The sequence below is a fragment of the Paenarthrobacter sp. OM7 genome (assembly GCF_029873575.1).
Lineage (GTDB): Bacteria > Actinomycetota > Actinomycetes > Actinomycetales > Micrococcaceae > Arthrobacter.
Map to the genome: position 1 here is coordinate 1,956,574 of NZ_CP123579.1, position 17,095 is coordinate 1,973,668.

Consider the following 17,095-nt stretch of genomic DNA (forward strand, 5'->3'; position numbering starts at 1 on the left):
GGTGGCCGGGTTCCCGTGACCCCGCCAACGTTACGCGTCCAGCCGCCCAAGGACCGAGGAGGAGACGTGACGGAGTACTGGTACAACGTCAAGACGCACGAGATCGAAGAGGACGCCATGTCCGATTGGACCCAGCTGATTGGCCCTTACAAATCCAGGGAAGAAGCCGAACACGCCTTGGAAAAGGTTAAAGCCCGAAACGATGCCTGGGACGCCCAGGACGACGACTAGAAGGAATGCTCGGGTCCGGGAAACTGCCCGGACCTGACGTCCTCGCCGTATGCGACGGCTGCGTCCCTCAGGGTGGTGCGCAGGTCGGCGTATTGCTTGACGAACTTGGCCATTTTTCCTCCCCGCAGACCAGCCATGTCCTGCCACACGAGGACCTGTCCTGTGGTGGTGTTCCCGGCACCGATACCTACGGTTGGTACCCGCAACGCGGCATCGACGGCGGCCGCCGTTTCCGCCGGAACCATTTCCATGAGCACGCTGAAGGCTCCGGCGTCCTGCAGTGCGAGGGCGTCGTCCACGAGGCGTTGTGCGTCGTCTCCGCGGCCCTGGACGCGATAACCGCCCAAGGAGTGTTCGCTCTGCGGAGTGAAGCCAATATGGGCCATGACGGGGATGCCGGCCTGAACCATGGCTTTAACGGTGTCTGCGTAATAAGCGCCCCCCTCGATCTTGACGGCGTGCGCCAGGCCTTCCTTGAGGAACCGGACGCCGGTAGCAACTGCGTGCCCTGGCGAAACCTCGTAGCTGCCGAAGGGAAGGTCCGCCACGATCAGGGCCCTCTTGGCAGCCCGGCTCACCGCCCGGGTCAGGGGCAGGAGCTCGTCCACAGTGACGGGCAGGCTCGTCTCGTTGCCAAAGACGTTGTTGGATGCCGAGTCTCCGACGAGGAGGACTTCGATTCCTGCCTGGTCAAAAATCTCTGCGGTGTACTGCTCGTAGGCAGTCAGCATGGCGAAGCGCCCGCCGTTGTCCTTGGCTTGCTGGAGGTGGTGGATCCTGACTCTGCTGAGCGGCTTACCTGCGCTTGAAGCGGGCGTCGTGGCAGCAGATGCCGGGCCGGTCCCGTAGGGTGCGGGAACTTCGGCGGGCGTGGTGGACTCAGGAAGGTTGCTCGGGGCCATGGGTAGAGCCTAAGGGGTGCCGACGACGCCTGCCACCAGTGTGCCAAGCGTCACTGAATGTAAACGCTGTGTTACGCGCAGGTACTGCTGCGGCATAAGCACCGAAGACTTAGTAGAGTGAAGGCTGAGTTGTCGTGGCTCCAAACCATTGGAACCAGCGGCATGGACACTGAATCGGAAAAGAGGCCCTATGGACCGCCAGCAAGAGTTCGTTCTGCGGACGATCGAAGAGCGTGACGTGCGCTTCGTACGCTTGTGGTTCACCGACGTCGTGGGTTCCCTGAAGTCGGTAGCGCTTGCGCCTGCCGAGGTTGAGGGAGCTTTTGAAGAGGGCCTTGGCTTTGACGGTTCAGCGATCGAGGGCCTTGCCCGCGTCTTTGAGTCCGACATGCTCGCCCAGCCGGATCCGTCGACTTTCCAGATCCTGCCGTGGCGCGGTGAGACGGAACAGACATCGCGCATGTTCTGCGACGTCCTGACCCCTGACGGTGAACCCTCCGCAGCTGACCCCCGCAACGTCCTCAAACGGACCCTGGCTAAGGCTGCGGACATGGGGTTCACCTGCTACACCCACCCGGAGATCGAGTTCTACCTGCTCAAGTCCAAGGACCTCGGCCCCGATGGCTCGCCGGTTCCCGTGGATGAGGGAGGCTACTTCGACCACGTTCCGGGCGGCGTTGCCCAGGACTTCCGCCGTACGGCTGTCACCATGCTCGAATCCGTCGGCATCTCCGTGGAGTTCAGCCACCATGAAGGCGGCCCGGGCCAGAACGAGATCGACCTCCGTTACGCGGATGCCCTGCAGACCGCTGACAACATCATGACCTTCCGTACGGTCATCAAGGAGGTCGCGCTCCAGCAGGGGACTTACGCCACCTTCATGCCCAAGCCATTCACGGACCACCCCGGCTCCGGCATGCACACCCACTTCTCCCTGTTCGAGGGCGATACCAACGCGTTCTTTGAAGCTGGAGCTGAGTTCCAGCTTTCCAAGACGGCACGCCAGTTCATCGCGGGAATTTTGAAGCACGCTCCCGAATTCACGGCAGTCACCAACCAGTTCGTGAACTCCTACAAGCGGCTCTGGGGCGGCGGCGAGGCGCCGAGCTACCTGAGCTGGGGACACAACAACCGTTCCGCGCTTGTCCGCGTTCCGCTGTACAAGCCCGGCAAGGGCCAGTCGGCGCGTATCGAGTACCGCGGGATCGACTCCGCCACCAACCCGTACCTGGCCTACGCTGTCCTGCTGGGCGCAGGGTTAAAGGGCATCGAGGAAGGCTACGAACTTCCCGCTGCTGCGGAAGACGACGTCTGGTCGTTGACCACCGCTGAGCGCAGGGCCATGGGGCATGCGCCATTGCCGGCCAGCCTCCACGACGCCATCCGCGCCATGGAGGAATCGGAGCTTGTAGCCGAGATCCTGGGCGAGCAGGTCTTCGAGCACTTCCTGCGCAACAAGCGCGCGGAGTGGCAGGATTACCGCCTTCAGGTCACACCGTACGAGTTGCAGCGCAACCTCGGCATTCTGTAGGCAAGGCCAATGAGCCTTGCACGTCGGCTCATTTCAGCCGGTTTCAGTGATCTCGAAAAGGCAGAACGTTTCCTTACTGCCCCTGAACTTGAGGGTATTGACCAGGAAGCGCTCTTTGCCGGGCTTTCCATGTCCGCGAGCCCGGACACGGCCCTGCAATCGTTGGTCCGCCTTCTGGAGAAGAATCCAGGGCTGAAGAAGCTGGCTGCGGCGGAGCAGGACACCAGCGAGCCCATGTACCGTCTGTTGGGCGCTTCCGAGGCGCTGGGGGAGTTCCTCATGCGCCGGCCTGAACACCTGGATGTGTTCGAGGCCCGCGTCAGCCCAGAGCCCCTCCAGGCCTCCAGTGAAGAGCTCCGGGCCATGCTTCTCCGTTCCGTGAAAGCCGAGCCCGGAGCCCAGCGCCCTGTGGCCGGGATCACCGGGATGCCGGCCTACGCGGCACTTCGGAGTGCCTATCGACGCGGGCTGACCGAGCTGGCCATCAAGGATCTTTGTGCCGCATCGCCCCAGGACTTCATGCCGGCTGTCGGCGCCGAACTGGCCGACCTTGCTGGTGCCGCCATCGAGGCCGCCCTCGCCGTGTCCCGGGCCGAAGCGGCAGGACAGTACGCTGCCGCGGAGATCGCCGACGTCGGGCTTGCCGTCATTGGCATGGGCAAGTGTGGCGCCCGTGAACTGAACTACATCTCCGACGTCGACGTCATTTACGTCATTGAGGCGGGGGATCTGGAGGACGCCCGGGCGTCCACCATCGGTACTGCCCTGGCGTCCGGGATTTCCCGCGCGATTTCTTCGTCGGCGCCGGAGCCCGGGCTATGGGAAGTCGATGCCAACCTCCGTCCCGAGGGAAAGTCCGGACCGTTGGTCCGTACCTTGCCCTCCCACCTCAGCTACTACGCACGTTGGGCAGAAAGCTGGGAGTTCCAGGCGCTCCTGAAAGCACGCACCATTGCCGGCGACCGGGAACTGGGCCAGCGCTACGAGAAAGCGGTGGAACCGCTGGTGTGGGCCTCCGCGGGCCGCGAAGGGTTCGTCGAATCCGTGCAGGCGATGCGCCGCAGGGTCACCGATTACATCCCCGCGGCCGAGGAACAGCGCCAGATCAAACTGGGGCGCGGCGGCCTTCGCGATGTCGAGTTCACCGTCCAGCTGCTGCAACTGGTCCACGGAAAATCCGACGAATCCCTGCGATGCAGGGACACCACGTCAGCCATTGCCGCACTGTCTGCCGGGGGTTACATCGGCCGCACGGATGCAGCCGCTTTCGACAACGCCTACCGGTACCTGCGTTTGCTGGAGCACCGGATCCAGCTTTTCCAGCTGCGGCGAACCCATCTCATGCCTGTGGCCGAGGACGCGCAGCGGTTCCTTGCCAAGGCCGTCCTGGGGCCTTTTTCGCTGGAACGGCCGCATCCGGACCAGCTGATGGCGACCTGGCAGAAGACCAAGAAAGCCGTGCGGGAGCTGCATGAGCGCATCTTCTACCGCCCCTTGCTCAATACTGCGGCCAAGCTGAGCAGCGAGGATGCCAAGCTCACCCCCGAGGCAGCCCAAGGGCGGCTTGCTGCCCTGGGCTACTCGGATCCGCAAGGGGCCATGCGGCACATTGAAGCGCTGACGGCCGGAGTCAGCCGGCGGGCGGCGCTGCAGCGGCAGCTTCTCCCCATTTTGCTGGGCTGGCTCGCTGACGGCGTGGACCCCGACGCCGGTCTGCTCGCCTTCCGCAGGGTCAGCGAGGCCCTGGGCACGACACATTGGTATTTGGGTCTGTTGAGGGATTCGCAGGCGGCTGCGGAACGCTTGTGCCAAGTGCTGGCCAACTCCCGGCTGATATCGGATCTATTGGAAGTTTCCCCGGAGTCTGTGGCCTGGCTGGCAAGCGACAAAGAGCTGGTGCCCATCAGCTTCGAAGCCCAGTGGCAGGAGATCCGGTCCAAGCTTTCCCGCCACCCCGATCCCGAAAGTGCCATGCGGCTCATTCGCTTGATCCGGCGCCGCGAGATCCTGCGGACAGCGATCGCCGACAGTTCAGGATTGCTGGACCAGGACGCAGTTGGCCTTGCCCTGGCTGAAACCGACCGGGCCGCTGTCCTGGGGGCGCTTCATGTAGCCGAATCCGTCATTGCCGCCGATGGTCCTCTGAAAACCGATGTCCTGGTGGTCGCCATGGGGCGGCAGGGTGGACGGGAAATCGGTTACGGCTCGGACGCCGACGTCATCTATGTGCATCGCGCCCGTCCAGGGTTCTCTGACGCAGAGGCCCAGGAGCAGGCGACGGCGATCGTCGCCAAAGTCTCCAGCTTCCTCACCCAGCCGCTCAAGCCGGCCATCATGGCTGAACGGGTACTCATGGTGGACGCGGACCTGAGGCCCGAAGGCAAGAACGGCGCGATGGTCCGGTCGCTGGAGTCTTATGCGGAGTACTACCGTCGGTGGTCGCTGATTTGGGAGGCCCAGGCGCTGCTGCGGGCGCGTCCCATGGCCGGTTCCGATGAGCTGGCCGCCGATTTCGTCAAGCTTATTGACCCGATCCGCTACCCTCGGGAGTTGGCGGAGCAGGATGTGCGGGAAGTCCGTCGAATCAAAGCACGCGTGGAGTCTGAACGTTTGCCGCGAGGTGCTGATCCTGCGCGTCACGTCAAGCTTGGGCGCGGCGGGCTGAGCGACGTCGAATGGCTGGTGCAGTTGATCCAGCTGCAGCACGCCGGCAAGCATCCGGAGCTGAGGACAACTTCGACGCTTGAGGCCCTCTCCGCAGCGGAAAAACTGGACTTCATTGGACATGACGACGCTGCGCTCCTGCGGGATGCGTGGCGGTTTGCCAGCAGGATACGCTCAGCGAATGTGATCGTCACGGGCCGGGCTTCTGACCTTCTGCCGTCTTCACGCAAGGACCTTGAGGCTGCGGCCCGCTGGTGTGGATATGCTCCAGGAAATGCCGGACAGTTTGAAGAGGATTACCTGCGGCTCAGCCGGAGGGCCAGGGGAGTGTTCGAGAAGGTCTTCTACGGCAATTAGCCCGGGGGAAGCGCCGCCCCGGCCTTTTCCCGGGCATGCCGCAACATGGAGACCACCGGAACCCCTGGCACCAGCATGCCGTTGACCACGTAGCCTTCTTCACGGTCCCGGAGTGTCTCCACCATCCGATCCCGCCAGCGGTGCAGTTCAGCGTGGCTCGCGGGATCGTCGGCGAGGTTGAAGCGTTCCTGCGGATCGGCGTCGAGGTTGAACAGTTCTTCTGTTCCTCTTCCGGAACCCCAAATGTATTTGTGGTGCCCGTCGGTCAACCAGTGCAGGTTCTGGCCCCAATAGACATGTTCGCCGTGCAGGACGTCCCGGACGGATTGGGTATTCTCGCCGCGCACCAGGGGCGCAAGGGACTTTCCATCCACGGAGTCCGGTATGGGCAACCCGGCAAGATCCAGCAGCGTGGGCATGATGTCCCGCAGTTCCACCACGTGGTCCACTACGGTGCCCCGCGCTGCGTCCTGTGCTGCAGGTGAGTTGGCGATAATGAACGGTATGCGGGCGGATCCCTCGTAGGGCACGGCCTTGCGGAACATGTGGTGGTCGCCCATCATTTCCCCGTGGTCGCTGGTGAAGGCTATGACCGTGTTGTCATCGAGTCCGAAATCCGCCAGTGACTCCTTGATCCGGTTGATCTGCAGATCGATCTGCGCCATCAGGCCGTAGTACCCAGCCCTGGCACGGTGGACCACATGGTCCGGCATTCTGCCGTAGCTTGCTTGGTAGTCTCCGTCCCTCCGGTTCCCATCCCAGTGGTGCTCCCAATTGCCCACCACGGCCTCATACCCGGGAAGGCCGAGGTACTGCTCAAAAGCCCACGACGGCGGGTCGTACGGTGGGTGCGGACGGTGGAAGGAAAGGTAGAGGAAGAATGGTTTCACAGGATCGCGGCGGTGCATCCATTCGATGGCCTGCGTGCCGATCCAATGCGTAGGGTGCAGGTTCTCTGCCTTGTCCCAGGGCCGGGCAACAACCGAGTTGCAGTTCACGCCGTGATCGAAATACTCTGCATCGGGGCCCATCCCCGGCTGCCTCCGGAGCCACGGCACGTAGTCATCAAACATGGCGAAATGCTGTTGGTGTTCCCGCCGCGCGTGATGAAGGTAGCCGTCATGGAGGACCACATCGTCGAAGCCGAGCCTTGAGCGTTCGGGCCACACATGCATCTTGCCGATTGCTTGGGTGTGGTATCCGCCCTTTCTGAACTCGTCCTGTACTGTCACCGGGTGGACAGCGTGAAACGGTACGCCGTCGTTGTACCCCACCCGTCCGTGGCGTTCCTGGGACTGTCCTGTAAACAGGGCCGCGCGGGCAGGGACGCAGGATGGCGTAGCAGAATAGCCTTTGGAGAACCGCACGCCGCTTCGGGCGAGTTCGTCGAGATGGGGTGTTTCGACGTAGGGATGGCCGTCCGAGGACAGGCAGTCGCCCCTCCATTCATCCACGCAGATCAGAATGACGTTCGGCCGGTTCATGGAGAGGTTCCTTCGACGTAGGGAACAGTTGTGACAACACTAGTAGGAAGACCCCGCGAAATGCTTGAATATGACTCGAAAGATCAATTTTCGAGCGCGAATGATCACTCTGACGTGGGTGATGTGTGGCTGATTCCGCTTAAGTGCCTGGACGATGACGCGCGGGCCATTCACCTGGGTGCCGTGGCCACGCTTTCCGTCGAGGAGAGGCAGCGCGAGTTCGTCGGGGACCCCCTCCGCATGATGCTGCTGGGCATGGAGGAGGAGTCCCGTCAGCCGTACGTCATTGAGTCAGGGGGGCTGGCGGTGGGTGTGCTGACCCTCCAGTACGGGGCTGCGGAATTGGCGGGTTGGTCCGACGGTGATTCTGCATGGCTTCTCAGGGGCTTCCTGATCGACTCGGGAAGCCAAGGGCGTGGCCTGGGAACACGGGCTGCGCGTGCGGCAACACAGGAGGCGTGGAAGCTGACGACCCGGCTGGGCGGCGGCCAGACCGGCGTCGTGCTGTCCGTCAACGAACGTAATCCGGCGGGACAGGCTGCTTACGCCAAGGCTGGCTTCGTCGATGCAGGCAGGTACCTGGGCGGCAGTTCCGGTCCGCAGCGAACGATGTACAGGGCCTTTGAGTGACACTGACGTCAACACTGGTTGACGATTAGCATTTCGTCAACTAGGGTTGACGTCATGGAGGTGGACCGAATGAAGACGCTGGTGGGATCGATGGATGGAATGGGCCCGGCTGAGGCACTGTACGCTGTAGCGGAACTTCAGAAGGAAGTCGGGCGGCGGGAAGCTTCGCTGGTACGTGCGGCCAGGCAGTCCGGTTTGTCATGGGAGGCGATAGCCCTTTGCCTGGGCGTCAGTAAGCAGGCGGTGCACAAGAAGTACGGCAAGCAGTAGAAATACTGCCGCGGCAAATGTGCAGGGGTCTGGCCCCGGCGGCTGGGGTCGTTTAGGATTCTCCCGTGACAATCAGCGTGGATTCGGAAGGTGCAGCTTTCTCCACCATGTCCTGTTTTCGCTGCGAACAGGCAGGGCCGCACTGGTCCTCGCGTCACGGCCGTGCCGGTACGTTTGTCTGCCGGCGCTGCTTTGCGACCTTCTCTGACGAAGAACCTGCTGCAATGGTCGGGGGAGTTTTGAGCCATTCTCCGGCGACCGCCGAAGAGCTGCGGTTTTTCGAATCCAAGTAGTCGCGGTACCTGGCAGGCGAAAAAACGAGTACACGCTACTCGTGTCCCCGCAATGGCCGCGGGGCAGCATTGTGGTTATGACAACGTATGTGATTGAACCAGCGGCCCTGCTCCATCGCTGCCAGTGCTGCGGCGAAGAAACTGACCGGGTGTTCTGCACTGACTGTGCAGCGCCGGAAGTCCCGGGGCGGTCGCCCAGAACCAAGCACTGATGGCTTGGCTCCGGTGAGCGCTGCGGCTCCTGGGGCATCAGGCTGCGCAGACGCTAAGTATCCTTATAGACTTCTTCTGTCACTGTTCTCTAGGCAGAGGGAAAGTCCATGGAATACAACCCAAGTTCGACAGAGAAGACCGTCCTTGCCGGGGAGTTGGACCGGCGCCATGTGGGCCAGTCCGTGAGCTTTCAGCCCAATGACTTCACTGTGGTTTTCGGAACCATCGCAGGCATTGCGCGAACCGAAGCGCTGGTCTACCTGTCGCTTGATGGAGTCGGCGGCGGTACCCACCTGAAGGATGAATACGACCTCACGATCGACCACAAGGTCTACCTTCAGCTGGATCCGCTGGGCAGCGCTGAAAAGGGTCTTTCGGAAGCTGCTGGTTTCGTCAAGGAGAAACTGGATGAGATCGCCAGGAACATCCGCGAACGCGATCAGGATAAGACTGAGTAGTTAGCCGCAAAAAAGGCGATCCCCGGTCCATGTGGACCGGGGATCGCGCTGGTTAATGCGCGTGGTGGAGCTTAGACGCCGTAGTAGAGCTCGAACTCGTACGGGTTCGGGCGCAGCGACAGCGGGCGGATCTCATTCTCGTACTTGTAGTCGATCCAAGTGTCGATGAGGTCCTGGGTGAAGACGCCGCCGGCCTGCAGGAACTCGTTGTCCTCGCGAAGGGCCTCAAGAGCTTCTTCCAGGGAACCCGGAGCCTTGGGGATGTCCTTGGCTTCCTCGGCCGGGAGCTCGTAGAGGTCCTTGTCGATGGGAGCCGGGGGCTCAATGCGGTTGCGGATACCGTCGATGCCGGCCATCAGCTGGGCAGCGAACGCCAGGTACGGGTTGGACGAGGGGTCCGGAGCGCGGAACTCGATGCGCTTGGCCTTCGGGTTGGTGCCCGTGATCGGGATACGGATACCGGCGGAGCGGTTGCCCTGCGAGTAGACCATGTTCACGGGGGCCTCGAAGCCCTTGACCAGGCGGCGGTAGGAGTTGACCGTCGGGTTGGTGAAAGCCAAGACTGCGGAAGAGTGCTTCAGCAGGCCGCCGATGTACCAGCGAGCCATGTCGGAGAGGCCTGCGTAGCCCTTCTCGTCGTAGAACAGCGGGTCACCGTTGCTCCACAGTGACTGGTGGCAGTGCATGCCCGAGCCGTTGTCACCGAAGACGGGCTTCGGCATGAAGGTGACGGACTTGCCCCAAGCATCGGCAGTGTTCTTGATGATGTACTTGAACTTCTGCAGGTCATCAGCAGCCGCGGTCAGCGTGGTGAACTTGTAGTTGATCTCCGCCTGGCCTGCGGATCCAACTTCGTGGTGGGAGCGCTCAACCTCAAGGCCGGCCTTATCCAGTTCGATGCACATGGCGTCGCGAAGGTCGGCCTGCTTGTCGGTGGGGGAGACCGGGAAGTAACCGCCCTTGACGGGGGTCTTGTAGCCGAGGTTTCCGCCCTCTTCCTTACGGCCGGTGTTCCAGTGAGCTTCCTCGGAGTCGATCTTGTAGAAGCTGCCCTGAGGGGAGGACTCGTACTGGATGTTGTCGAAGACGAAGAACTCAGCCTCGGGAGCGAAGAAAGCAGTGTCGGCGATGCCGGTGGAGGCCAGGTAGGCTTCAGCCTTCTCGGCTACGCCACGGGGGTCGCGGTGGTAAGGGTCACCGGTGCGGGGGTTCACGATGGAGAAGTTCAGCGCAAGCGTCTTCTCGATGCGGAACGTGTCGATGAAGGCCGAGGTCACATCCGGGATGAGCTGCATGTCGGACTCAGCGATGCCCTGGAAGCCGCGGATGGAAGAACCATCGAAGAGCTGGCCATTGACGAAGAAGTCAAGGTCAACGCTCTTGGCCGGCACATTGAAGTGCTGCTGGACACCAGGAAGGTCGGTGAAGCGGATATCGACGAATTTGACGTCTTCGTCTTTGATGAACTTGAGGACTTCGTCCGCAGTCTTGAACATCTATGCTCCTTATGCATATCAAGTAACAGGCCCGGAAGGCCGCGTGGTGCAGCCCATGCCAAAGCTCCGGAGACACAAAACATCCCCTTGTGCAGTGGTGGCTGGCAACTCATACCACCATAGGGAGATGGGATTTCCCGGGGGTGTCAGTATTGTTTCCGGCAGGTTACAGAATCATCTGTTGTGTAAACGGTAGTCGGCTTCCCGGTGTCTGGTCCACGTCGGTCCGGTGGGCGAACACTGCGCCCGGACAAGCACCTCTGGCGGCCGCTTCCGGAGCTCTGGCAGGTCGGACACCGGGCAGCCCAGCCGTTAGGCTTGAGGTGTGGTAGATAGAAAAGACATTGGCTCCTGGTTGAGCGGTCCGGACACGTCCGGAATCTCCAAGTATCCCGGCGAAAGGCTCGGGTTGCCTGAATCGGGTCCCGGCTCCACTGCGCGCGCCGGGCGCCGCATCCTGGGCATCGTTGTGGATTGGACCATCGCGTTGGTCATCAGCAACTTTGCCTTCGGCGGCGACCCATGGGCTACGCTGGCCATTTTCGCTGTTGAGCAGATTCTCCTGATTGGCACCTTGGGCTACAGCATCGGACACAGGGTGGCTGGCATCCATGTGGTTCGCTTGGGCGGAGGTCCTGCCGGTCCGGTGGCCGCAGTGGTACGGACGATCCTCTTGTGCCTGGTCATTCCGGCAGTCGTCTTTGATCCCGACCAGCGGGGCCTGCACGACAAAGCGATGAACACTATCCTCATACGGATGTAGGCACGCCCTCCCGGCAAAGAACACAACAAAAAACCGCTGCTCCCCGAATTCGGGGAGCAGCGGTTTTTCGTTGTAGCGAAGAGCGTCAGCGTCCGCGCGCGGCCTTGCGGTCAGGGCGCGCTTTGTAGGGATCAATGCCTTTGGGGATCGGCAGGCGGTTCCCCAGGGAATTGATGCGTTTGCTGACAGCGTTTACTTCAATCTTGGTGAGCTCCTTGTTGAGCTTGCCCATGGTCTTTGCCAGTTTGTTCAGGGGCACTTGGCCTTCTCCCCGTCCGGATTCCAGAACGTGGATGGTGACGTTCGGAAGAATACGGGCAAGGCGCTTGCGCTCTGCATCGACAAGGGGCTTAACACGGTGTGTGGGACCTTCGCTGACCAAGACAACCCCGGGCCGGCCAATGGCCATGAAGACTGCGTCCTGCGTGCGTGGGTTGACCGCTACAGGCTGGTCCTGTGTGACCCAACCACGGCGGAGGGTTCCCAAGGCGGCGCCAGAGGCGCCCGGCTGGTTCTCGATCTGGGCGAAGGCAGCCTTTTCGGCCCTTCGGGACAGGATGAACACCGCTGCCAGGAGACCCAGCGGAATACCGATAATCAGGCCGGTGACCCAGTTCTCCAGAAGGAAGCCGATCAGGAATGCGACAGCCACCACGGCAAGGAACGCCAGCACCATGATCCACACGACCTGGGGATCGTTCCGCCGGGTCATTTTGAAGACTTCAGCGATTTGCTTCAGCTGGCCAGGCTTCTTTGCCTTGGCTTCCTTGGGCTTGCGCTGGAACAGCCCACGCTTGGGTGCGTCGGCCGAGGGGGTCGAGTTGCTGGAATCAGGGGAGTTCGCCATAGTGCCTTAATTCTACGTGATGTACGCCCAGACACCGGACGCCTTGAGGACCACGGCCAGGCCGCAGGCGATTCGTTTTTGATTTCTCCGTCACGAACCAGCCCGCTGTGTCACTTGGTTTAAGTGACTCCCAAGCTCCGGAGTGACTCGACACTGCGCATTTCCCCACGTTCGATCGCCATAGGAACCACATGCCCGATTTGCCGCCACTGCTCACCATCGTCCTTGAGGAAACCGGACAACTTGACCGCGAGTCCGCCATGTACCGGCGATTGATAGCTGCACGCCTGCGGCTTGAATCGCATTTCTCGGTCCTTCATGTTGCTGAGCCCTTGACGACGACCGTCATCGCCAGGCTCTGCCGGCAGATCGACAGCAAGTACGTCATCTTCATGCGGACTTCCCACCTCTTGTCTGCGAACTACGTGGCCACCCTCTTCGAGTACCTCAAGTCGCGCACGGTCTATCTTGCCGAGCCCGTCATGTACACAGGCCCCATCCCGAAACATGTGGCCGGAACCAAGCTCGACGACGCGTACCACTACGCCCGCGACACCGACGTCTTTGGCAGTGCCTTCAACACGAGGAGATTGTCCGACGCACTGGAGGCGCTCGAGGACGTGGATCGCACCGCCATCTACACCAGCTACCGCATGTATTGGTCGATAGCGAAGGTCAGGCCGCTCACCACAGGTTTCTCCATGGCATCAGATACCAAGGGAGCGATCGGCCTTAAGGTTGCCGCGGAAGCCAACCGTCTGATGCCGGTGATGCCCGTTCACTCCAAAGAAATCAGGCTGCAGGTCCTGCGCTACGTTGCACTGTTCCTCCGGGGGATCCGGGGGCAAAAGGCGACGTCCATTAAGTTGAACCATCTTCGGGACTTGATCAGCGGCTTCGAGCTGATGGAGCTTCTGGCCATGGTGGAGCCGCTGCAGCCTTTCGAAGCTGCCTGGATCCGCTGGCTGGTTGACCCGGAAGACGGCAAGCAGTTCTACAAGCAACTCAGCAACAAAGACGCCTACCTGGTTTTCCGGCACAAGCCTGACGCTGGCGCGAGCGAGGTCCCACTGTATGAGTTGCTGTTCAATGACGAGATCCTGAGGATCGGAAAGTGCTATCTGGCACGCAATCTCAGGTCCGGCCATGCCAGGCCCGGCAGCTACAACTTCTACAACCGGCCGATCCGCCCTTCCTCGACGATCCTCTTTTTCGACCGGCCTCATCAAGCAGACGACAATGCAGAGCATTTGTATGAGTACTTCACAGCAAGGCATCCCGAATTTACCCATGCGTACTTCGCGATCAACCCCAAGTCGCCCGACTGGGCGCGCCTGGAGGCCAAGGGCTTCAACCTGATTTCTATTTTCACCAAGGATTTCTACGAGAAGTTCCTCATATCAGACCTTGTGGTGTCCTCGCAGATATACAGCATCAGATACCGCGGAAAATCGTTCGCCAACTCCCGGTTTGTCTACCTCCAGCATGGAATCCAGCTCAATGACATGTCCGATTGGGTGCTCTCCAAGTACTTTGACGTTTTTGTTGCCACGGGCAGGATCGAAACGGAATACATGAGCAAATTGGCTCCTGTTGAGACCCTGAACAGTGGATTGCCGCGCTACGAGTCCTTGGCCCGCGACATCCAAGGACAACAACATCTTCTCTTCATGCCCACATGGCGCTTCAACCTGCACCAGTCCTCGACTGAGCACTTTGTGCAGTCGGGCTACTTCCATGCCATTGACACCTTGCTCTCGGACCCAAGGCTCATCAGGTTCCTTGAGGACACAGACCGGATCATGCATGTGAAGCTTCACCCCAACGTGGAAAAACGAGCCGGACAGTTCAGGTTTACCGAACGCATCGTGAAGTCTGATTTGAGCTACCGGGAAGCGATCTGCGCCGCTGAGCTCGTGGTGACCGACTACAGTTCCGCGGCCCTTGACGCGGCCTTCGTGGGCAAGCCAATTGCGTACTACCACTGGGACGCAGCCGATTTCTTCAACGACCAGCCCTACGAGAGTCGCATGGACTACAGCGACGACGGACTGGGCCCTGTGTTCAGTGAGCACTCCGAGCTGGTGAACCACATCGTCCGTGAGGATTTCGCCGTGAGGGATCCCAAGTACATCAGACGCCGTGAGCGCTTCTTTGAGGGAGTGGATCCAGCACACATCAACGAAAAGATCGTCGAAAGGATGTTGAGTCTCTGATGGCGTTGATTCATGGCTTCAAGAAGAGCATCACCAAAGCGGGCCGGGCGGCGGCCTACTCGCCTGCCGGGCTGGAGGTCGCCAGGGCAGTCCTGGCCTCCCGTGCCGATTCACCCGTGCGGCGCATTATCAAGGCCAAGGGCCTGGAGGGGAGGATCCGCCGTGTTGCCTCCGAAAGCCTCCCGCAAGGGGTCTACTTCGCGAAGCTGACCTTGGGCAATTGGGAAGCCTGGAAGGGTCAGCAGTTCCGGCTGCTCCAGGACGGGAAGGTGGTCTATGGAAACATGGTGGAACCACCGGCCCGTGGGTTCCCTCTTGAATACCGCAACATCATGGTCACCTCGGACGATGTCTCCCGCTTCGCTGTCGATATCGACGCACCCTATGAGTTGAAGATCGGGCGGGGAGCGTTCACCACGCGACAGCAAATTTCGTACGATGAGCAGTATGGTGTGGAGCAACACGGGGACGTGTTCTACTCCTTGCGCGGGAACACAACAAACCCGAAAAGGATGCTCATCACCTTCCCTGGTTTTGGCCCTTCGACTACGCGGATTTCCTATGCAGTAAGTTACCTCAAGGACCTCACGGAGACGGACCTGCGGGACACCATAATGGTGTGCTTCCAAGACCGTTACCTGGTGGCCGGTTCCTACATGATGGTGGACAATGCAGGCAGGCCTCTGGAGAGCCGGGTGGGGGGAGCCATTGAGGGGCTGCGGAGCCGGTTCCACATCGATCGCAAAGAGATGCTCTTCTTCGGTGCATCCAAGGGTGGTTCCATCGCCATCCACTACGCCATGGACTATCCTGAGGCCGCCTTGCTTCTTGCAGTGCCGCAAATGAACCTGCCGTACTACTTCAGCAAGCCGTTCTTCAAGGACAACCTCTTGCAAAACCGTGCCTTGCGCGATGTCGGGCAACCAGAGGACCGCCTCCGCCGGTATTTCGCGGAAGGACGCAGAATTGACTACTTCTATACGAACTCCGACGAGCTGAGCAATCATTCGCTGATCGAGTTGGCCTCCGACATACCCAATCTCTCGAAGTACCGCATCAATGGCGGACACTCCGACGTCGCCAGGGCCGCTCTCCCCGCCATGTTGTGCATCATTCGGAGATTTCTCGGCGACCCGGTGGAGGAACAATTCGCGTGCGAAGAGATGCGTACCTTCCGCCACGACCAGACCCTCCAGGTGCAGGTCAGGATCGATGCGGAAGCTTCCACGGTCACCGGGGCCAACTGGTTCATCGCCGGGAGCTCGGGGAGAACACGGTTCCTGCAGCTGATGACGGAGCACTCCTATCACTTCGTCAAATACACCGCCGGTGAGCAGAGTCTTTTCCCCGCCTATGACCCCGTCGGCCAGCTCTCCCAGGTGATCGCCATGAAGGCCGATGGGACCACATGGACCGGCGCCCTGCCAGAGGCTGTGAAACCGGGGACACGGATACCAAAGAAGACCTTGAGCTCCCAGGCGTTGACACTTCACACAGAAACCACGCAGGACTATGCCGTGCTCGACGGAGATACCTTCGCGCGTTTCCGCTATAGCTGCCGCACACTGGCCCCTGACGGTGACACCATGGAGATCCATTTCGTTTCCGACCCCGAAGCAGGCATTGCAGACGTCGAGGACAGTTGTACCCGGACGGCGTGCAGGGCTGCAGTCCAAGTCCTCGATGGCTGGGCCTTGGCGGATATCGCAGCTCTGAGGTTTGTCATCGCTGCCGGAGTCCAGCGCTTGCTGATCGTCGTCCATGGAGACACGCACGCCGACGCTGCCGAGGCACTGTCCGCCATTGACTGGGAAGACACCAGCGTTGTGCTTGCGGACTCCCGGGAGGTGGCCGGTGTCCGACAATACTGATTCAAGCAGAGGTGGCCAGCCCCCGAAGAACCAGATCATCCGCTCTTACGCGGATGTCGCCGCCATTCAAGACAACGTAGTACACCTCAAGGAAACGCCCGGGTCTGAATTCACCTCATCAAGCGTGGAATTCGCGGGAACTGGAAACGTCCTCTTCATCGAGGATGGAACAAGGCTCCGCAACACAAGGCTCCGCTTCCTGGGGAACGACGCCGTGATCCATCTCCGGAAGTCCCATGGGTTCCTCAGGCTGATTGTGACGGTATTCGAAGAGTCGGTCTTCTATTTGGGCCCTGGCGCAACTTTCACGGCAGAAGCGCGGGTCCTTCCCACTGAACGCAAGCACGTGATCGTGGGCAGCGATGCAATGTTTTCGTCCCGGGTTTCCTTCAGGACGGCCGACCCACACTTGATCTATTCAGTCGAGCATCACCAGCGGGTTAATCCTACCGAGTCCATTTGGGTGGGGGACCATGTGTGGTTGGGGGAAGACACGCTTCTTCTCAAGGGAGCCAAGGTCGGTTCCGGCAGCATTCTTGCTGCCCGTGCCCTGATCACCAAGAACGTCCCGTCCAACGCTACAGCCGCGGGCGTGCCCGCAAGGATCGTGAGTAAAGGGATCTTCTGGACGCGACCATCAGTGCATGGGTACACGGCGGCCCAAACGGAAAAGAGCCTTGTCCATTCGGGGAGTGAGTTCATCTTCGTCTCCGACGAGCAGGTCATTGACGTTTCCACCTTGGAACGCGGGTTGGACGCTGCTACCTCCGGCATCGGACGGGCCGCCTGGTGCTTCCAATTGGATCACCTGGGCGCCCGGAACCGGTTTTACCTGGGATGAGACCACTCAGCCGCGCCGCCTGGTGGGG

At 60.9% G+C, this 17,095-nt stretch carries 15 protein-coding genes; 11 read left to right on the plus strand and 4 right to left on the minus strand.

Annotated features, from left to right (window positions below):
* Positions 1 to 66 precede the first annotated feature (66 nt).
* Positions 67 to 231 (plus strand): SPOR domain-containing protein, encoded by a 165-nt coding sequence (locus QEH68_RS09005; protein ID WP_280627721.1) that lies wholly within the window; start codon positions 67 to 69, stop codon positions 229 to 231.
* On the opposite strand, the gene panB is transcribed toward QEH68_RS09005, so the two are convergent.
* A complete protein-coding gene (gene panB, locus QEH68_RS09010; protein WP_280627722.1) occupies positions 228 to 1,133 on the minus strand; it encodes a 3-methyl-2-oxobutanoate hydroxymethyltransferase in 906 nt (301 codons plus the stop codon). The genes QEH68_RS09005 and panB overlap by 4 nt on opposite strands.
* 190 nt (positions 1,134 to 1,323) lie before the next feature.
* On the opposite strand from panB, the gene glnA (QEH68_RS09015) reads away from it, so the two are divergent.
* Both glnA (QEH68_RS09015) and QEH68_RS09020 read left to right on the plus strand, forming a co-directional pair.
* Positions 1,324 to 2,664, plus strand: coding sequence for a type I glutamate--ammonia ligase (gene glnA, locus QEH68_RS09015; RefSeq protein ID WP_026542529.1), 1,341 nt, complete (start codon positions 1,324 to 1,326; stop codon positions 2,662 to 2,664).
* Positions 2,665 to 2,673: 9 nt separating this feature from the next.
* Positions 2,674 to 5,685 carry a bifunctional [glutamine synthetase] adenylyltransferase/[glutamine synthetase]-adenylyl-L-tyrosine phosphorylase gene (locus QEH68_RS09020; protein ID WP_280627723.1) on the plus strand — a complete coding sequence of 1,004 codons (3,012 nt, stop codon included), beginning with the start codon at positions 2,674 to 2,676 and terminating at the stop codon, positions 5,683 to 5,685.
* Here QEH68_RS09020 and QEH68_RS09025 read toward each other — a convergent pair.
* Positions 5,682 to 7,169 (minus strand): arylsulfatase, encoded by a 1,488-nt coding sequence (locus tag QEH68_RS09025; RefSeq protein WP_280627724.1) that lies wholly within the window; start codon positions 7,167 to 7,169, stop codon positions 5,682 to 5,684. The genes QEH68_RS09020 and QEH68_RS09025 overlap by 4 nt on opposite strands.
* A gap of 60 nt (positions 7,170 to 7,229) precedes the next feature.
* Between QEH68_RS09025 and QEH68_RS09030 the strand changes: the two genes are divergently transcribed.
* The 4 genes from QEH68_RS09030 to QEH68_RS09045 all read left to right on the plus strand — a co-directional run bounded on the left by QEH68_RS09030 (position 7,230) and on the right by QEH68_RS09045 (position 9,033).
* Entirely contained in the window at positions 7,230 to 7,799 is a 570-nt protein-coding gene (locus QEH68_RS09030; protein WP_280627725.1) for a GNAT family N-acetyltransferase, read from the plus strand.
* A gap of 54 nt (positions 7,800 to 7,853) precedes the next feature.
* Positions 7,854 to 8,069: a hypothetical protein gene (locus tag QEH68_RS09035; protein ID WP_026542533.1), complete on the plus strand. Its 216-nt coding sequence runs from the start codon at positions 7,854 to 7,856 to the stop codon at positions 8,067 to 8,069.
* A gap of 65 nt (positions 8,070 to 8,134) precedes the next feature.
* Positions 8,135 to 8,362, plus strand: coding sequence for a hypothetical protein (locus QEH68_RS09040; protein WP_280627726.1), 228 nt, complete (start codon positions 8,135 to 8,137; stop codon positions 8,360 to 8,362).
* A gap of 320 nt (positions 8,363 to 8,682) precedes the next feature.
* Complete coding sequence (locus tag QEH68_RS09045; protein ID WP_207597139.1) at positions 8,683 to 9,033, plus strand: hypothetical protein; 351 nt, start codon at positions 8,683 to 8,685, stop codon at positions 9,031 to 9,033.
* Between the two features lie 71 nt (positions 9,034 to 9,104).
* Here QEH68_RS09045 and glnA (QEH68_RS09050) read toward each other — a convergent pair whose 3' ends face one another.
* Positions 9,105 to 10,529 carry a type I glutamate--ammonia ligase gene (gene glnA / locus QEH68_RS09050; RefSeq protein WP_089594519.1) on the minus strand — a complete coding sequence of 475 codons (1,425 nt, stop codon included), beginning with the start codon at positions 10,527 to 10,529 and terminating at the stop codon, positions 9,105 to 9,107.
* A 325-nt stretch (positions 10,530 to 10,854) separates the two neighbouring features.
* Between glnA (QEH68_RS09050) and QEH68_RS09055 the strand changes: the two genes are divergently transcribed.
* Positions 10,855 to 11,292 carry an RDD family protein gene (locus QEH68_RS09055; protein ID WP_207597140.1) on the plus strand — a complete coding sequence of 146 codons (438 nt, stop codon included), beginning with the start codon at positions 10,855 to 10,857 and terminating at the stop codon, positions 11,290 to 11,292.
* An 85-nt stretch (positions 11,293 to 11,377) separates the two neighbouring features.
* On the opposite strand, the gene QEH68_RS09060 is transcribed toward QEH68_RS09055, so the two are convergent.
* Positions 11,378 to 12,139: a DUF4191 domain-containing protein gene (locus QEH68_RS09060; protein WP_207597141.1), complete on the minus strand. Its 762-nt coding sequence runs from the start codon at positions 12,137 to 12,139 to the stop codon at positions 11,378 to 11,380.
* Between the two features lie 191 nt (positions 12,140 to 12,330).
* Here QEH68_RS09060 and QEH68_RS09065 point away from each other — a divergent pair, with 191 nt between their 5' ends.
* The 3 genes from QEH68_RS09065 to QEH68_RS09075 are packed head-to-tail and all read left to right on the plus strand — an operon-like array spanning position 12,331 to position 17,067.
* A complete protein-coding gene (locus QEH68_RS09065; RefSeq protein WP_280627727.1) occupies positions 12,331 to 14,355 on the plus strand; it encodes a CDP-glycerol glycerophosphotransferase family protein in 2,025 nt (674 codons plus the stop codon).
* A complete protein-coding gene (locus tag QEH68_RS09070; RefSeq protein ID WP_280627728.1) occupies positions 14,355 to 16,226 on the plus strand; it encodes a hypothetical protein in 1,872 nt (623 codons plus the stop codon). Before QEH68_RS09065 ends, QEH68_RS09070 begins: the two co-directional genes overlap by 1 nt.
* Positions 16,210 to 17,067 (plus strand): acyltransferase, encoded by an 858-nt coding sequence (locus QEH68_RS09075; protein ID WP_280627729.1) that lies wholly within the window; start codon positions 16,210 to 16,212, stop codon positions 17,065 to 17,067. The genes QEH68_RS09070 and QEH68_RS09075 overlap by 17 nt, the downstream gene beginning before the upstream one ends.
* Positions 17,068 to 17,095: the final 28 nt, after the last annotated feature.